Origin of the sequence: Bacillus cereus group sp. MYBK216-1 (assembly GCF_051916495.1) — a bacterium.
Classification (GTDB): domain Bacteria; phylum Bacillota; class Bacilli; order Bacillales; family Bacillaceae_G; genus Bacillus_A; species Bacillus_A thuringiensis_K.
The window spans coordinates 602,711-618,357 of record NZ_JBQAGT010000004.1 but is presented as its reverse complement, the minus strand read 5'-3'; the positions used below and the strand labels follow the sequence as shown (position 1 = coordinate 618,357).

Sequence of the window (15,647 nt, the reverse complement as noted above, 5' to 3'; positions counted from 1 at the left end):
CTCTCTAAAATAAAAGAAACCCAAACCTAAAAGGCTGAGTTTCTTTTTTCTTCTCTATCTTGATACTCGGTTGTATATCGATAAGTACCACGTGCCACATCTCTTCCCTCTAAAATAACTGGAACTTCAACAACTAAATCTCCACCAAGCATTGGAATTACTCCACCACTAGAAGATGAACCAGATCCGTAATTAATCACTTGATTCGATACGCTGCTTGCCATAGCTTGTCTACTATTTGACATGCTTCCATACACACCACTCATGACACTCTTTAATCCTGATAATTGACTCACAGAACTAGCCATCATACGGCTCATGTCACCCATTAATTGATTTATTTCTCCCGGCATAACAAATTGTTGTCGTGGCATGGCTGCTACAATTCCTGCACCAATATCTCCAAGTGTCTTTTTATTCAATGGTAAAACCGCTTCTTTTCCGGCTTCTCCTGCACCTTGCAAGTTTCCGCCATTCATTCCAAAGATAGTCGGTTTAGTGAAGATACCACCTTTTGCACGCCAATCTATATTGAGGCCGGACGGAAATGTAATATCTTTTCCTAAAATGTTTTTCGTACTAGTTTGTATGCTGAAGTGTGGAAGAGGCGGCATTTCTGGTTTTGGAATTTTTAACTTCAAGTCACTAAAGAATCCTTTGATCTTTCCAATGAATTTTTCTATGCTGTCAACTGCATCTTTAATTGGATCTATAATAAAATGTTTTGCCGCTTCAAATTTTTCTTGAGCTGCATTCTTAACAGAATCAAATTTTTCCAGTGCTGTGTTGTACATATCATTGAATTTCTCTTTTGCAGAATTATAAGCTGAAATAACTGGTTCAACGATGTATGTGTAAACCATCTTCCACGCTTCAAGTGTATAACCTTTTATTTTCGCCCAAATTCCTAACATCCAATTGGATAAATCACTAAACTTTTCTTTTACTAAATTCCAAGTATCTTGTACAGGTTTTATAATATATTGTTTAAATAAACCCCATGCTGCTGATGTATATGATTTAACTGTCTCCCATTGTGAATTTAGCCAAGAAACTAAATCACTGAACTTTTCTTTTACTAAGTTCCAAGTGTCTAGAACCGGTTGAATAATATATTGCTTAAATAGTCCCCAAGTAATTTGTGCCATAGCTTTTGCAATTTCCCATTGTGTACCAAGCCAAGTGACCATTTCACCGATTTGTGTACTTACCCAGTCGTAAGCTTCCTGAATCGGTTGAATAATATATTGACAGATTGCCGCCCATGCAATTTGTGCACCTGCCTGTATTAACAACCAACCAGCTTCTAAAACGGTAGAAACTGCCGAAATAATTGGATCTAAAACAGTAAGAATTGTATCCCATGTTTCTTGCCATGCTTGCGTTAATGTTCCCCACAATTCAGATGCTGTTTCAACTAAAGAGGACCACCAGGAGGAAGCAGTTTCAACAATGCCAGACCATAAACTACTAAAGAATTCGCCTATCGGATCAAAGAAACTATGCATCATTTCTACGAAAGAAGACCATGCTTCAGAAAAGAATTCAACAGTAGAATTCCATGCATCGCTACACGCCTGCTTTACACCCTTCCATAAATCACTAAAAAATTGACCTATCGGATCAAAAAATTCATGCATTGCTTCTAAAAATGAAGTCCATGCTTCACTACAGGATTGGGATATCCCGTCCCAAAGCTCTACTAAGTACTCTTTAATAGAATCCCATGCTTGTATTGTCCAATTTTTAATATCATCCCAGTTTTTATAAATAGCCACTCCAAGAGCAACTATAGCGGCTATGATAATAGGAACAATAGCAACTATACCTAGTGCCGCGGCGGCCCCAATTTCAAATACCCCCATGACCGATACAACAATTGGTGCAATAGCCATAAGTGCCCCTGAAATTACTCCAATAGCCGTTGCAACTGCCGCTAATGTCGCTGCTAATTCTGGATTATTAGAAATCCAATCAGCAATACTAGCAACAACATCAGCAATTACTCCTAGTATAGGTTCAAGAGCCATTTGTAAATCGCCCATCGCTTTTTGGAACTTTACAGCTGGATTTGCATCTAATTTTTTAACAGATTCATTTAAGTTGTCTTGGTTTTGTTGAAGATCTTTTGTTTTCTTAGAAGCTTCAATTAAAGTGTTTGTTAAATTTTGACCTTGATCTTCAAACATAGTGGCTAGAACTTTAACCCCAACCTGATTTTTCTTAACTGGGTCTTCTATTCCGTCAATAGCTTTAGCTACTTCTACCATCGCTGCTGCGCCATCTCTTCCGCCTTTAGCGACAGATGCTCCCCATTTTTCTATTTGTTCAGTTGCAATACCAGAACCGTCAAGCGCCTCTTTTAAGGCCTTATCAGCTCCTTGTGCGAATTCAGTTAATTGAATTCGTCCCTCTTTTAAACCCGATATGTTCAGTAAAGTTCGCAATACTTCACCCGTCCCCTAAGGACCGCTTACTGTCACCAGTAAGACCAGACTATATCATCATCTAAGCAAAGAGTAGTGCCTAGATGCTCCCCATTTCCACTATCATTCGCTTATAGTGTACGTCTTTCGACTAGTCGTTACACCTTCATCTAACAAATCAAATTTATATCCCTCTAAATGACGATATTTACTTTTTTGCCTATTAAAATCATCTTCTACAGAAATTTTCTTACCTAATAACTTAGTTAATAAATATAAACTTATTTTAAATTGTTTACTTGTTATTTCTTTCGTTTCATAGATTGTAACATTTCCCAGATTGTCAGTAACTTTAACTTTTACAGCAGCAGGATTTTTACCTCCTGCAATAGCTTGACCGTTTCCATAGTTCGGGTTATTACTTCCACTTATCTCCATTTTCTCTCTAGCTATTTTTAAGTTTCGTTTATGTTCTTCTGATTTCTTTTTTCCTTTTAATGCCTGGCTTATATTTACACGCTCTTGTTCATTTCTCTTACGTCCGTATATAGGGCTTAAATCCCCACGTTTTCCGTACATCCCATTTCTTTTCCCCGAACGAGCTAGACTTTGTTTTCTGCGGGTTTCCTCTGACACAACCACGCCGTAATTCGGATGTAATGACCCTTTCCGACCATACATGTGGTTAAACTTTCCTTCTACTGCACCAAGTCCTCCATCATCTAAATTAACAAGTTTGTAGTTTAAAATATGCTTATATTCATAAATGAACCAAACTTCAGCATCATAAGCTTCTTTTTCGGTTAAATTATTAGATATGATAGCAACAGCTACCTCAGTTTTGTTTAAAATATTTTTAAAATACCTATTTCTACTTTTGTCAATTTGATATGCTCGATTACCACTACCCTTTCCTACATAAAAAGGTTCGTTAGTATCAAGTCTTATCCATTCATAAATGTAAAATCTTCTATCCATAACCTCACTCCTAATACAATATCTTACAGTAACAGAGAGGATTATTGAATAATTTTAAAATTATTAACAATAAAACGGCTTATCAATGTAAAAGTTAAATCATCCATAAGGAAAATACATCTGAATTTATAAAGTAAATAACATCTTTGATTTATTAAATGCTTGGCACGGTATTGTCTCTACAAAAGAGAGTTCCACCGTTTTAAAGGAGTTTTCTATGAATGTCACCATTCATAGGGACAATACTTTATCCAATAAATTATCGATATTCCAACTACCAGTTTCAACACCAGCTTCCATAATTGCTTGGACTTCCTCAGCTTTAAAGCCTGCACGGGTTAACTGACTACCATATTCAGCAATAATGTCTAACTGGTCTGGCGGAAATCCCATTTTTAACAAAGCATCAACCATACCAAGAGCACTATCTTGCGTTATTCCTAATTCATTTCCTATTTCATAGGTTTCTTGAATCAACTCTGTAAAATCTATACCTTCATAGGATTGCGCGATTGTTGCTGCACCTTTAACGATAGATGCATTCGCTTCATCACTAATATCTTTATTTAAAGCCCATTGCCTACGTACACCAGCAAGTGATTCTTCAGCATCCACTCCATAAGCTGTTACGCCTCTTATTGCTTCTTCTACTGATTTTTTCGAGGATTCAGGGACATCAAATGATATATCAATTTTGGTTTTCAATTTTGACATATCAAGTGCTTTTTCAACAGCTGTTGCAATTCCACCACCTGCTGCTAATCCACCGATAACATTCTCTAATCCCACTTTTAGACCTTCAAACTTCTTCTCGGTTCTGCCAGCTTCTTGTTGTAAGTCTCTTAACTCATTTTGTACTTGTTGAATAGAGTTTCCGGCATCCACAGATCGGAGGGCGCGTTGTAATTTTTCAATATCGGCTTCAGTTCCTAAAGCTTCACGACCAATAAGACCAATTGCTTGTTCTAACTGTCGACTTGTAGCCGATCCACTTTTAATTGCATTTACAAGACGATTACCTAATGCGCTCGCAAAATCATCAACACTTTTTCCTGTAGCACTAAATAAAGTTTCTAATTGCCGTGTTGAACTTGCTACATTTTCTTGTTCGGCTTTCATATTACCGAGCTTGTTTTTCAGACCATCAAGTGACCCTTGTGTAAATTCAATTTCACGCCTAAATGCGCGGTACTGCTCTTCTGAGATTTTCCCATTTTGAAATTGCTCTTGAACCTGTTGCTCCGCTTCTTTTAATTTATCGAGCTTTTGTGTAGTTTTTTCAATTTGTTGTGTAAGCAACTGTTGCTTTTGAGCAAGTGCCTCAACGTTACTGGGATCAAACTTTAACAAACGTTCAACATCTTTTAACTCTTTAGTCAAAGAATCACTTTGCTTATTCACGTCTTTTAAGGCATTTTGTAACGGCTGCGTATTCCCTCCAATTTCAATCGTAATTCCTTTAATTTTTCCTCCTGCCATTATCTCACCCCTTTTTCTTAGAAAGCATTAAAGTCTTCTTGAGTTGCTTTTCGAACTTTTTCTTTTCCTGGATTTTTCATTTCAGCATACTCAGCGATATAATCAAAACAATCACCAATCGTCATCACTTCTAAGTCCCAATATGTAAGCTTTGCTTCATAGCAAAGAGCAAGGAACAATTCAGTGCTTAATTCTTCATCACTGAAAGTCCCTTGCTCTTCATTAATTTTCTTTACTTTTTTTTTGCTCCCATTGTTTTTTGAACCATCTCATTAATTTCCGGCATTATATCGTAAATAGGAAACTCATCAAACCCTTCTAACCAAGTCATCGGGTCTGGAATTTCAGGATCAGCTGTTTTAGCGTATAACCAAACTAAATCGTAACAAACTTCAAAATCTACTTTATCGAAATCTAAGTTAGAAAAATCAATAGTGCCTTCTGTTGCATCTTGTGAAGCGAATGTACCTATAGCTCCTAATTTAAACATATCGGCAAATAAATCCCGTCTAAATTGCGCCTTATATCGCTTGGCTGATGCTGCATTAGCTTTTAATTTGACCTGTTTTCCGTCTATTGTAATTGTCTTTTCCATCTACTTACGCTCCTTTTGGTAATGCAGGTACTTTTGTATACACTTTTTTGTACCAATTATTATAAATATCTGTTTTTGATTTAGTAGTAGTTTTCGTTTTAACCATACGTTTTCCATTAATATCAATAGGGCTGGATACAAATTTAAGTTCATTTGTATTTGGCTCCGCTGAATTTGTTTTCGTTTTAGATGCAAGTGTTGGACGACTTGCAGAACAGTTAAACATAACGTGTCGAGTTGCTCGTACATCGCCATCAAATTCAAATAATAATGCAAATGATTTTCCTTTAGCATCCGCTAACTCATTTAACACACCATCTTCTTCGTCTAATTCCTCTCCTAGTGCATCAATTGCAAATTGTTCCGGAATAGTCGCAATAGAAAGCGTTCCATCATACCCTTGGTTATTACTTGCAGCGTAATAAAGCATGTCATCAGCGTAGAATTCAATTAAATCCCCTCGTGGATCAAACGTTAATTCAACCGCACCAGGTAATGGAATTGGTGTATTAAATGTAACTACACCATCTTTAATATCGAAAAGCGCATAATGGACATTCTTTAAGCCAAATGCTACTTTATTTTCATTCATTTATATCAACCTCGTTTCATAAAATTTTTGATACATATTTTCAGATTCAATAAAAGTCCCATACGAGTCATAAGGAATCTCGTGATCATCTAGAACTTGTTCTAGCTTGGCTTCCGCAACTACATCTTTCTTAGTTGTATAAAGCTCTATATTTACATCATTTATCTTGTGATACACCTTGTTATCAGCCATTAAATTTGCTGACCCATCCACAAGAAAACAGATATACGGTGGCGCCGGAACTGGATTACCTGGTGTTGCTATGAAATGCGAATAAGCCACAGGATAGCCTGTAGCTTCAAGAATTTTTATAAATTCTCCTAATGTTAATGTCATGATTCAATTGCCCTTTCAATACGTTTTGGCAATTCATCAATTACATACTCTTCAACGGGACGAATATGCACTTTCTCCGGTACTCGGCCACCACTAGCTTTCGCATGGCCATTTTCTAAAAGATGCGTTAATTGCCCTTTTGTATTATGGATAACAACGGCTTTATCTACTTTTTTCTTACGCCAACCTTTACGATAACCACCTGTTTTTTTAGGACTATTTTGTCTTAACTTGTTTACAGCAATATCAGCTACATCTTCTTGTGCAGTTGTTAATTCTTCTTCCACAACATTTGCATATCTTTGCAATTCTCTTGCAAGATCACTCGCAAAATTACTCATATTAAACATGCTCCTTTGCGATAATAGTCAATGTTTGATACATTTCATCATCATTCATTGGCGGTTCGATAATGTCAAAGATACGATTCTTCATATTAATTCGCATTAATTCTGTAATACCTGTTGTATAAGGAATTACAAACCGATAAATTCGTGTAGACTGTGAAGCTGAAGCTTCAATATACTCAGACCCTTTCACCGTTTTTATCATTGCCCATGCACTTTTAACTTCTTCCCAATTACCTGTTTCAATTGCTTGATTCAATTCATCTTTTATTATTTCAGGTTGTTCAATGCGAATTCGATTTCTAAAGTCACCTGTATTCAGTGGTTTTTTATACTGAAAAGGACGCATATTACTCACCGTCCAGTTTAATTTCTTCTAATGCTTTATCAATACCTAAACTATTAATCTGACTTGAAAAATTCTTGTCAAAATACTCTAATGCATCGTTATAAACATAACGAGAGCGTTCAAAGACTAATTCTTTGAACTCCTCGTCTTTATTTAAATCATAATTCCCACAAACCCTAATTAATACCTTGTTAGACGTAAAAAGGATGCGTTTTAAGTTATCATCTTCCTCATCTCCTAAGTGCATCCTCTCTTTAAATTCTTGCAATATTTCATCTGAAATTGTTGCGTTTCTCATTCACTTCACCCTTTATTTAGTTTTTGTTTCTGTAGATGGTGTAAATGAAATTTCTAAATCGTAAACAAGAGCCGCTTTATTATCTTTCGGTTTCCCATTAGCAAATTGTTTAATTGTATAAAGGGTAGCATCTTCGAAAGCTAATGTTTGATCAAATTCTTTTAGCTTGTATCCACCTGCGATTGCAGCAATATATTGTCCTTTTACAAAGAATAATGCTTTACCAACAGGAACTTCCTCACACTCGACAGGTTTAATGTTATAAGGCAATGCCATTACCCATTGACCTGTTGCGGTCTGGATTGTATTACGTGCTTGTACGCCAATCGCATCAATCGGGTTAACTACCATTACAATTTTATTTAATACTTTTCTGGATTTCCCTTTTGCATCAACAGATAAAGCTTTTACAACTTCATAAAGTTCGCCTGCTACAATTACCCCTTTATCAGACGGAGCAAATGTTAGTTTACCAGAAGATTTTTTATCAGTAACAGCGCCTGTTTCTGGATTTACATCTTTCATTAAACCAACTGGTTGATGTGCTACAGATCCGCCACCATTAATAAAGCCAAATTCTAGACCGACTGAATATGTTTCTACTAAAACAGTTCGAACATAACGTTCAATCCATTCCGGGCCAAGTTCCTTCATATCATTTGGAATTGCTGCAAATGCAGTTAATTTAAGTTGACCAATTTTTTCTTGTTTGAAGATAGCATCAATTTGCCCACGGATTTCCCCGAATAATTCGCCCCATACATACGCCTTCGTTGCATCAGAGTAAATAAACTTCGTAACTGCTCCTAAATCTTGCAAACCAATTTCAGCTAATAAGGGATGTTCTGTAACTAAATCTTCAAACACACGCTCTTGAGTCGTTACAGGAAGGATTGAGCCATCTGTAAATCCACCTTCTTTAACAACTGCATTGAAGAATTTTGTTTCTGCTGAAGTTAAAACATTTTGACCACGTTGCTGTAAAATTGAACGATCAAGCATATCGTTATTTACTTGTTCACGGACCGTATTTGCTACATCTGTTTGTAGTGCATCAAAGAAACCTTCAAACGCTGACGTTTGTTCTTGTTCTGTACTTTCCGCGTTAGTTAAAGTGTCCGTCAATTTTGCTTTTGCTTTATTAAATGCTTCAGATTTATTAAATTTAATCGTCATTATGTGTTTCCCCCAATTTTTATAATTTTAAAAGGAGCCCTTTAATCCCACTGTTTTTTACAGGTTTAGGATGCGGCTCCTTTGGTTCTTCTATATTGTTTTGTAAATCATTCAGGATTTCATTTTTTAATCCTGATAATGCTGCATTTAAATCTTCTTTTGTAATCCCTTGGCCTTTGTTCATTGTTCCATTTCTAAAGCCATCGATTACTTTCTGCGGAAGCATGGTGGCAGTAGCAGTTGAAGCTGTCATTTTAACCTGATTATCCATAAACATAATTTCATCCACAAAATTATTTTCTAATGCTTGTTGCGGCCCCATCCAAGTCTCTTCAGCCATCATATTAAGTAGTTCCTTTTCTGATTTACCGCTTTTAATGACATAAGCATTTACAATTGCTCTATCTGTTGTTTTCAACATTTCAGCTGCCTTTTCCATGTCACGATGATCTCCACCATTCCACATTGAAGCATTATGAATCATAATTTGTGCTGTAGGTGAAATTCGGACTTTATCACCAGCCATCGCAATAACAGAAGCTGCACTTGCAGCCAAACCAACAATTTGAACTTCCACATTACCAGGATAATTTTTTAATGCTGTATAAATTTCTGATCCTTCGTGCACATAACCACCAGGACTGTTAATCGATACAATTAAATCATCACCATTGGCATTAGTTAGTTCTTTTGAAATTTTACCTGGGCTTGCAGCATCCATTTCAAACCAATCATAAATCCAAGCTTCATCATTCGAAATAATTGGTCCTTTAACGTCAATTTTCACCGTCATTTGTATTCTCACCTCCTTCAGATTCAGTTAGTTTCGTATAGTTTTTCGTAATATGATGTGTATTTAAGTTAGGATCATCAGAAACTTCATATCCTACTTCTAATCGAATCTCATTCCCTGTAAATGCACTTGAAGAAATGAGTTTATCGATGCTTGTTGCAAGATCAAATATACTTTGATAAGAAACAGCTTTAACTTCAATTTTTTGACCTGAAAGATACTCTTCTTCTTCAAAAAATTTAACGTTTGCTTCATCAGAAATCTTTTTTAATAAAGGTTTCACTGTGAAAAGCATATAATTTTTCGTTTGCTTCTCAACGTCAGCCATTTCGCCATATATCAAAGCAGTTGGAATACCAAAAGCCATTGCTACTTGATTTAAGAAGCCATTTGTTACTTTATTAATTTCCTCCACACTCTGCCCAGAATTTGCTCCACCTGACGTTTCAGCATACTTAAAACCTGGTTGTTGTGGAATGATAGCGACATCTTTTTCTCCAATCGCTTTGTACATGTTATCAATGAACTCTTGCAGTTTTGATTGGTGTTCTTTGCTCTTTGCAGCGAGCATGTCCATATCAACTGTTCCACGAATTTGATTCTTACGTTTTTGAGAACTTAATATTCTACCGAATAAATCACCATAATCAGTAAACAAACCATCGATAAGAGGTGATAACTTATCATTCCTGTATCTTAAATGAATGACTTCACTTTGTTTAAAACTTCTCTTAAACTGATAATCTTTTACAGTGACATTTGTAAAAGTATCTTCAAACACAGCATATTCGTTATGTTCAAAGTCATCAGCAATAAGTAGATCACCATCATCCGCTTGGACAATCAAAGCTTCATTATCATAAATAAGTTTATAAATGAAACTCTCCCAAAAGGTACTTGCTGTCATATTCTTATTTGGTCTAACATTTAATCGGTAATAAAGCTCATCCTTTTCAAATTCTTCACCGTTTTTCACTCTGAATTCCGACTGACTTATTGTTCTTCCTAAAAAAGAAATACATGTATCAATCGCTAGTCGCTTCATATGGACTCTATTTGCCTTTTCGATAAACATTTCCACATCAAACATAAATCCTACTTCACTATTTCTTTTAAATACTGCGTCCAACCATCCAATGATTATCACCCCCCTTATTAGAATTTAATACCGTCTAACATAAAGTCGAATTCATCCACAAGAATGTTATCCGCTTGCCATAATGCATGGATAAAGGCTTGGAATCCATCTGTTTTTCTCTTAAATTCATCTTTCTTCAAATATTCTTTGTTGCCGTCTTTTTTGATGTGGACGTAGACGTTATTGGTGTACCAACGCATTAATGGATTATCACCAAAAATAATACGATTGTTTGCAAATAACGTTTCTACCCTCGGCGCTAATAAAGAATGAATAGCTTTTGGGTTACGAATGTATAACAATATGAAGCCTTCAGCTTCAAGTGCTGTTTTAACAAGATCAAGACGGAATGTATCAGCTACTATTGTGTTAAATCCGTATATCTCACGCATTTTTACAAACCAATCCACAATATGAGAGATATTAATAACCGGCTCATCCACAATAGTTAGTAAGCCATTTTCAGCCCATTCATAAATAGGCGCTTTTAATTTCACCTTGTCCAAGAATCCTTTACGTACAAATGAATGACCTTTCCATATATAATCTTCACCATGTTTAAATAGCAAGCCGACTGCTGCGAAGTCTTTGATGCTGGCGAAGTCGAGACCGCCTACAGCTACTTTGTGCTTTAAATCCGGAACTTCTCTCAGTGTTTCTCCATCTTCTTCAAAACCAGTACGCATGATTTCTTCCCATGAAGCTACAGACTTTGTTAAATCTACTTCCGGTATATTCATCCTCTTAGTCATGAAATTTTCTCTATTAGACGGATCGTTTTCTAGATTTTTATACTGACGCATAACTTTCTTAAACAATCCTCTAGCGTATTGACTCATTGGCTTACTAAACATCGGATTTGCTTTTTCCCACATATCAGGATTATCTACTTCTTCAGCGTTATCAAGCTTACAAATAAAAGGAAACAATCTATCTTCTTTTTCTTTCCCTTTCAGGATATTCATAGCTCGCTCTTTCATTTTGTCAAGATACCCCTCACGAACAAATCCATCTGTGGTAATAAAAAATTCCCTAGAGTTAGGAACTTTACCTAAACCGCTAGAGAACACTTCTACAACATCGCTATTTTCATATCTATGTATCTCATCGTAAATAACACACCCGTCCCTTAACAAGTCTTTACTCCCTGCATTAGACGTATGAAATTCAAAAGTCGAACGAGTAGCTTTATTTGTTATCAATTGTTTTGTTGATACAAATAACTCGTCTAATATTTCATGTTTTTTATTCTTTTCATAAACATCTATAAAAGAAGTTTTAGCCTGTCTTTCTGTATTAGCAACTACTGATACATTGTAATGCTCAATACCGTGCAACTCGCTAATAAAGAAGTGTGTCAATGCACTAATCAATCCGTTTTTACCAGCACCCCTTGCCATCATCCAGAAGTGTTGATCAAAATAAACATCCTCATATTCATCAAACAAAAACACAAATGCTATTAAAAATTTCTGAAAGGAATTTAATTTGAAATGCCACTTTTCTATGAAAGTTACACATTTATGAATTAAATCCACATCAAAATGTAAATCATTACGGGTTAATATATCTTGCTTTAAATAATTTATAAGCATGATACGTTCTTTATTTAATACCACTGTTCCTATTTCATATAGTTCTATATATTCACTTACATACTTATGAACAATCATATTAAATCACTTGCCGAATATTTCTTAATTTCTTTTTTATTATTTCCTTCTGGCAACAAATCCGTTAGTTGTTTAATGACCCTTTGATATGATTGATCACGGGTATTATATAACCGGGCAACAGGTCGTTCTCTTTCATACGGCTCTGTTTTATCAGATTGTGAGAACATTTCATAGTCACCATTCTCAGATATATCCATCCACATCTCATTTAATAAAACTCGTAATCTTGCTGCCTGAATAATTAATCCTTCAACCACTTTTAACTTACTAGGTGGGATGTCTTTAAATAATCTTTTCAAACGATTTTTTTCTTTGTTAACTAGCACCTCACGCTCATCAATATCCGCCATAATATCACCTCGATTCAATCATATTTTCATACTGGGTAGGGGTCCTATACGAAACAACTTAAAAATCTGGAAAAACGACCCCCTCCTCCGGTGCCCCTTAGAGCATTTTTTGATGAAATATTTTAAGGGGGGGACTGTTTTCGAATCATTTTTACCACTTTTCATCGTGTTCCCATTTATTCTGTTTCTTTTTGAATGTTCTACCGTGTTCTTTATTGTGGCAATCCACACATACTGTTTCTAAATTGTTTATTTCTAACGCAAGTTCTGGATGATGTTCTAGTTCTTTTATATGATGGACAACGAGTTGTATCTTTTTACGCTTGGCACTCTCACTGTATTCATTATTGTCTGTTTGAACACGACCATTCCGTTTACATTCCTGACATTCATAGTTGTCACGCTTCTTTACTTGCTCGCGTATACTCTTCCACTCACCATTGTCATAGAACTTACGCTTCTCTTGTTTGGTTTTATATTCTTTCATCTGTCTTTACCCAGCGTGTTTGATTTCCTCTATCTCTTTCCAATAAATCTTTTATTGGTGTTTGCGTGAGATATTCTACAGAGTAAAACATCGGCTTCTGTTCATACAGCTTATAATACTTAAATCGATTAACATCAATCCCAACCTTCTTATACGCCTTCTCATTAGGCTTAAAGTATTTGATGTATGCTTTCTTATCGATGGGTATAAGACCAAGTGCAGCGATTCTACCATTTAAAAAGCTATCCAATTCCCCTCACTCCTTAACCAAAATAAAAAGCACCCGAATGGATGCTTAGATTAAACTTGTTCATTATTACTTTCTCTACTTTCATCATCATCTTCTGATTTCGGGTCTAACATACTTCCTATATCAGGCGGCAAAGTTAACTCTATGCCAGCTACTGGCTGATTATCCTCATTAAAATAATACTTCTTCACCTTATTCAATTCTTTACTTTTCTTATTTTCACTCATATTACCCCGCCTTTTATGTATGATATTAAATACTTTACTTAATATGTACATCGAGAAAGATAATATGCTATTATTTTAATCCTGACATTACTCATGCAATTTTTGCATAATGAAAGAGCAACCGTGCACCAGTTGCTCTTTCGTCAAAATCTTTTGTTATTACTATATAAATACGGTATTTATTCTTGTTTCAATCACTTAATACCGTTACATTCATTCACTCCCACAATATTAAGTAACTGGAAGAAGAGCAAAAGCCCTTCTCCATCTACACAATGTGAATTGCAATTGAATGTAAAAACAAGAAACAATTGTTCATCCAATCTACAACCACCGCCACCGGTCATGACGATCCATTTTCAATTATCAGGAATCTTGTGAGCGTTATTTTCCGCCACTACTCACAATACAAATATAACATGCTAATCCCAAAACAATCGGCACATTTACTGCCAAAAAGCGGTCATGACTCTGCCACTTATTTTAATTCGCTAATAACCTTTATTTCCTTAGACTACCTCACTGCAACAGCCATAAAGAATAGATTAAATTTTATTTTTGTTATTATGCTTGATCTGATTGTAGAACATGTAATGGAGGTGGAATAATCCAACCTTTTTTCTTATTCAGACGAAGCAATATAGCTCCAGCTTGTGCTTTTTTCATATGAAATTGACCAAACATCATTCCAACATCTTCTCGAAGAGATTGTCCCATAGCTTGACTACATGCTACTAGCCCAGCAGCAAGATCCATAGAAACTTTAGCTGCAATTTCCGCATCATTAATACGAGCACCAGGAGGAATCGTTTCAATAGATGCAACTGGTCTTTCTGGAGGTGCTGGTGGTAATGCAACTCCATTTAATTTTAATAAGTTTTTTAATTCTTCAACCTCTGATTGGATATCATTCTCTACAAGGTTTTCTAAAAATTTCTTTAAGTCCTCATCTCCTGTGTGGTTAATAAGAACTTGATATCCAGCAATTGTGCCTTGTGCTCCTGCAAGATAACTCCAAATCCCAAAGACTTCCCCGTAGTGCATTGGTTCATTTTGTGGATTTCCACTTAAAATACCCATAAAAATATTCCTCCTTAAAGAAATTAAACTTTTAGCAACAATACTTACTATAGAAAAAATTTTCCTAACCATGTTCTGGATTAAAGAAAATAAGTTCTTATAACTCATACGGAACACCTTACCCAAATATAGTAATTTTCCCTCATAGAATGTACCGTTACTAAAAATTTATTCTTATAAATAATAAATACATTTCAATTAACTTAATCCATTATTATAAGTACTTTTAATAATAAAAATTAAAGATGTTTATCATAATTTCAATTCAAATGGTTTTATATATTTTCAAACGAATATTGTCTAAAGAAACTGGAGACATTACTGAATATGAAAGGAGGGAAAACTATGAAGAAAAAATTCTCATCTATTTTAAGTGCTCTATTACTAACTATTATGGTTTTTGGTACCAATGTTCATGCTGAATACGATGGAAATAATATGGATAGAGTTAATAATAATAATAATAATATTACAACTCGAGTTAATGACAATAACATGAATAGAGTTAATAATGATACTAGAACTCGAAATGTGAATACAACAAATGATTTGAACAATGATCGTGATGATAATAATAATTGGGCGTGGCTTGGTTTATTAGGACTAGCAGGTTTATTTGGTCTTAGAAGAAAAGAAAAAGAACCAGAAAGACGTTAATATAGAACATTGTATTTAAAAGATACTTACTTATCAAAAGAATGCAAAATGAATAAACTATGAATCGCCTTTAATGAGGCGATTTTTTATTTTTTCAAAATCAATAACAACTACATAAAAATGGATACTATTAATTGGAAACAATGAATTTCTTAACTTGATGATAATGAAGCTTTACGTCCATTTGATAAACTGTGCTTTTGTTTTATGCCGTTGCTTCACTTACCCATATCTTATATTGTGTGTAACTGAGCCATACGCCACAGTCCTTGATATCATTGATTTAATTTAACTTTCTCTTTTGAGTTACACAGTACGAAATTTATGAGTAACTGTATAACGGTGCCTCTAATTGAAATTATATAAGCAAAAACAGCAAAAGAATGTTTAGCTGTTTTTGCTTTCTTTTTTAT

Annotated in this window: 18 protein-coding genes and 2 pseudogenes; 1 reads left to right on the top strand and 19 read right to left on the bottom strand. The window is 35.1% G+C overall.

What is annotated here, in order from left to right; genetic code table 11:
* Nucleotides 1-26: 26 nt before the first annotated feature.
* From ACTFRH_RS17785 to ACTFRH_RS17695, 19 genes and pseudogenes are all read right to left on the bottom strand, one after another.
* Nucleotides 27-2,429: pseudogene (locus tag ACTFRH_RS17785) on the bottom strand (phage tail tape measure protein); the annotation flags it as partial.
* Between the two features lie 120 nt (nt 2,430-2,549).
* Nucleotides 2,550-3,404 (bottom strand): NUMOD3 domain-containing DNA-binding protein, encoded by an 855-nt coding sequence (locus ACTFRH_RS17780; RefSeq protein WP_000375893.1) that lies wholly within the window; start codon nt 3,402-3,404, stop codon nt 2,550-2,552.
* Between the two features lie 249 nt (nt 3,405-3,653).
* Nucleotides 3,654-4,883, bottom strand: a pseudogene (locus ACTFRH_RS17775) (hypothetical protein); the annotation flags it as partial.
* Nucleotides 4,884-4,900: 17 nt separating this feature from the next.
* Nucleotides 4,901-5,062 (bottom strand): hypothetical protein, encoded by a 162-nt coding sequence (locus tag ACTFRH_RS17770; RefSeq protein WP_000477703.1) that lies wholly within the window; start codon nt 5,060-5,062, stop codon nt 4,901-4,903.
* Nucleotides 5,063-5,115: 53 nt separating this feature from the next.
* Nucleotides 5,116-5,478 carry a hypothetical protein gene (locus tag ACTFRH_RS17765; protein ID WP_000415912.1) on the bottom strand — a complete coding sequence of 121 codons (363 nt, stop codon included), beginning with the start codon at nt 5,476-5,478 and terminating at the stop codon, nt 5,116-5,118.
* A gap of 4 nt (nt 5,479-5,482) precedes the next feature.
* Nucleotides 5,483-6,070, bottom strand: coding sequence for a major tail protein (locus tag ACTFRH_RS17760; protein ID WP_001004907.1), 588 nt, complete (start codon nt 6,068-6,070; stop codon nt 5,483-5,485).
* Nucleotides 6,071-6,406: a hypothetical protein gene (locus ACTFRH_RS17755; RefSeq protein ID WP_000176452.1), complete on the bottom strand. Its 336-nt coding sequence runs from the start codon at nt 6,404-6,406 to the stop codon at nt 6,071-6,073.
* A complete protein-coding gene (locus tag ACTFRH_RS17750; protein ID WP_000064422.1) occupies nt 6,403-6,747 on the bottom strand; it encodes an HK97 gp10 family phage protein in 345 nt (114 codons plus the stop codon). The genes ACTFRH_RS17755 and ACTFRH_RS17750 overlap by 4 nt, the downstream gene beginning before the upstream one ends.
* A 1-nt stretch (nt 6,748) precedes the next feature.
* Nucleotides 6,749-7,102, bottom strand: coding sequence for a phage head closure protein (locus ACTFRH_RS17745; protein ID WP_001247293.1), 354 nt, complete (start codon nt 7,100-7,102; stop codon nt 6,749-6,751).
* 1 nt (nt 7,103) lies between these two features.
* Entirely contained in the window at nt 7,104-7,400 is a 297-nt protein-coding gene (locus ACTFRH_RS17740; RefSeq protein ID WP_001243200.1) for a hypothetical protein, read from the bottom strand.
* 12 nt (nt 7,401-7,412) lie between these two features.
* The gene (locus ACTFRH_RS17735) at nt 7,413-8,576 is read right to left on the bottom strand and encodes a phage major capsid protein (protein WP_000152778.1); all 1,164 of its coding nucleotides are present in this window, start codon (nt 8,574-8,576) and stop codon (nt 7,413-7,415) included.
* A 19-nt stretch (nt 8,577-8,595) separates the two neighbouring features.
* Entirely contained in the window at nt 8,596-9,369 is a 774-nt protein-coding gene (locus ACTFRH_RS17730; protein ID WP_000216394.1) for a head maturation protease, ClpP-related, read from the bottom strand.
* Entirely contained in the window at nt 9,353-10,516 is a 1,164-nt protein-coding gene (locus tag ACTFRH_RS17725) for a phage portal protein (RefSeq protein WP_420042251.1), read from the bottom strand. The genes ACTFRH_RS17730 and ACTFRH_RS17725 overlap by 17 nt, the downstream gene beginning before the upstream one ends.
* 8 nt (nt 10,517-10,524) lie before the next feature.
* Nucleotides 10,525-12,180, bottom strand: a complete 1,656-nt coding sequence (locus ACTFRH_RS17720; RefSeq protein ID WP_440048759.1) for a terminase TerL endonuclease subunit — start codon at nt 12,178-12,180, stop codon at nt 10,525-10,527.
* Nucleotides 12,177-12,533: a hypothetical protein gene (locus ACTFRH_RS17715; protein ID WP_000763336.1), complete on the bottom strand. Its 357-nt coding sequence runs from the start codon at nt 12,531-12,533 to the stop codon at nt 12,177-12,179. The genes ACTFRH_RS17720 and ACTFRH_RS17715 overlap by 4 nt, the downstream gene beginning before the upstream one ends.
* A gap of 151 nt (nt 12,534-12,684) precedes the next feature.
* The gene (locus ACTFRH_RS17710; RefSeq protein ID WP_000666390.1) at nt 12,685-13,020 is read right to left on the bottom strand and encodes an HNH endonuclease; all 336 of its coding nucleotides are present in this window, start codon (nt 13,018-13,020) and stop codon (nt 12,685-12,687) included.
* Nucleotides 13,007-13,270 (bottom strand): hypothetical protein, encoded by a 264-nt coding sequence (locus tag ACTFRH_RS17705; protein WP_000376830.1) that lies wholly within the window; start codon nt 13,268-13,270, stop codon nt 13,007-13,009. Before ACTFRH_RS17705 ends, ACTFRH_RS17710 begins: the two co-directional genes overlap by 14 nt.
* A gap of 50 nt (nt 13,271-13,320) precedes the next feature.
* Nucleotides 13,321-13,497, bottom strand: a complete 177-nt coding sequence (locus ACTFRH_RS17700) for a hypothetical protein (RefSeq protein ID WP_001293574.1) — start codon at nt 13,495-13,497, stop codon at nt 13,321-13,323.
* Between the two features lie 564 nt (nt 13,498-14,061).
* Nucleotides 14,062-14,577: a DUF3231 family protein gene (locus ACTFRH_RS17695; protein WP_000512145.1), complete on the bottom strand. Its 516-nt coding sequence runs from the start codon at nt 14,575-14,577 to the stop codon at nt 14,062-14,064.
* Between the two features lie 345 nt (nt 14,578-14,922).
* Here ACTFRH_RS17695 and ACTFRH_RS17690 point away from each other — a divergent pair, with 345 nt between their 5' ends.
* Complete coding sequence (locus ACTFRH_RS17690; protein WP_000726423.1) at nt 14,923-15,234, top strand: WGxxGxxG family protein; 312 nt, start codon at nt 14,923-14,925, stop codon at nt 15,232-15,234.
* The last annotated feature ends 413 nt before the right edge of the window (nt 15,235-15,647 follow it).

Coding starts and splice junctions, on each gene's coding strand:
- ACTFRH_RS17780 (WP_000375893.1), bottom strand. CDS start 3,404: ATGGATAGAAGATTTTACATTTATGAATGGATAAGACTTGATACTAAC.
- ACTFRH_RS17765 (WP_000415912.1), bottom strand. CDS start 5,478: ATGGAAAAGACAATTACAATAGACGGAAAACAGGTCAAATTAAAAGCT.
- ACTFRH_RS17760 (WP_001004907.1), bottom strand. CDS start 6,070: ATGAATGAAAATAAAGTAGCATTTGGCTTAAAGAATGTCCATTATGCG.
- ACTFRH_RS17755 (WP_000176452.1), bottom strand. CDS start 6,406: ATGACATTAACATTAGGAGAATTTATAAAAATTCTTGAAGCTACAGGC.
- ACTFRH_RS17750 (WP_000064422.1), bottom strand. CDS start 6,747: ATGAGTAATTTTGCGAGTGATCTTGCAAGAGAATTGCAAAGATATGCA.
- ACTFRH_RS17745 (WP_001247293.1), bottom strand. CDS start 7,102: ATGCGTCCTTTTCAGTATAAAAAACCACTGAATACAGGTGACTTTAGA.
- ACTFRH_RS17740 (WP_001243200.1), bottom strand. CDS start 7,400: ATGAGAAACGCAACAATTTCAGATGAAATATTGCAAGAATTTAAAGAG.
- ACTFRH_RS17735 (WP_000152778.1), bottom strand. CDS start 8,576: ATGACGATTAAATTTAATAAATCTGAAGCATTTAATAAAGCAAAAGCA.
- ACTFRH_RS17730 (WP_000216394.1), bottom strand. CDS start 9,369: ATGACGGTGAAAATTGACGTTAAAGGACCAATTATTTCGAATGATGAA.
- ACTFRH_RS17720 (WP_440048759.1), bottom strand. CDS start 12,180: ATGATTGTTCATAAGTATGTAAGTGAATATATAGAACTATATGAAATA.
- ACTFRH_RS17715 (WP_000763336.1), bottom strand. CDS start 12,533: ATGGCGGATATTGATGAGCGTGAGGTGCTAGTTAACAAAGAAAAAAAT.
- ACTFRH_RS17710 (WP_000666390.1), bottom strand. CDS start 13,020: ATGAAAGAATATAAAACCAAACAAGAGAAGCGTAAGTTCTATGACAAT.
- ACTFRH_RS17700 (WP_001293574.1), bottom strand. CDS start 13,497: ATGAGTGAAAATAAGAAAAGTAAAGAATTGAATAAGGTGAAGAAGTAT.
- ACTFRH_RS17695 (WP_000512145.1), bottom strand. CDS start 14,577: ATGGGTATTTTAAGTGGAAATCCACAAAATGAACCAATGCACTACGGG.
- ACTFRH_RS17690 (WP_000726423.1), top strand. CDS start 14,923: ATGAAGAAAAAATTCTCATCTATTTTAAGTGCTCTATTACTAACTATT.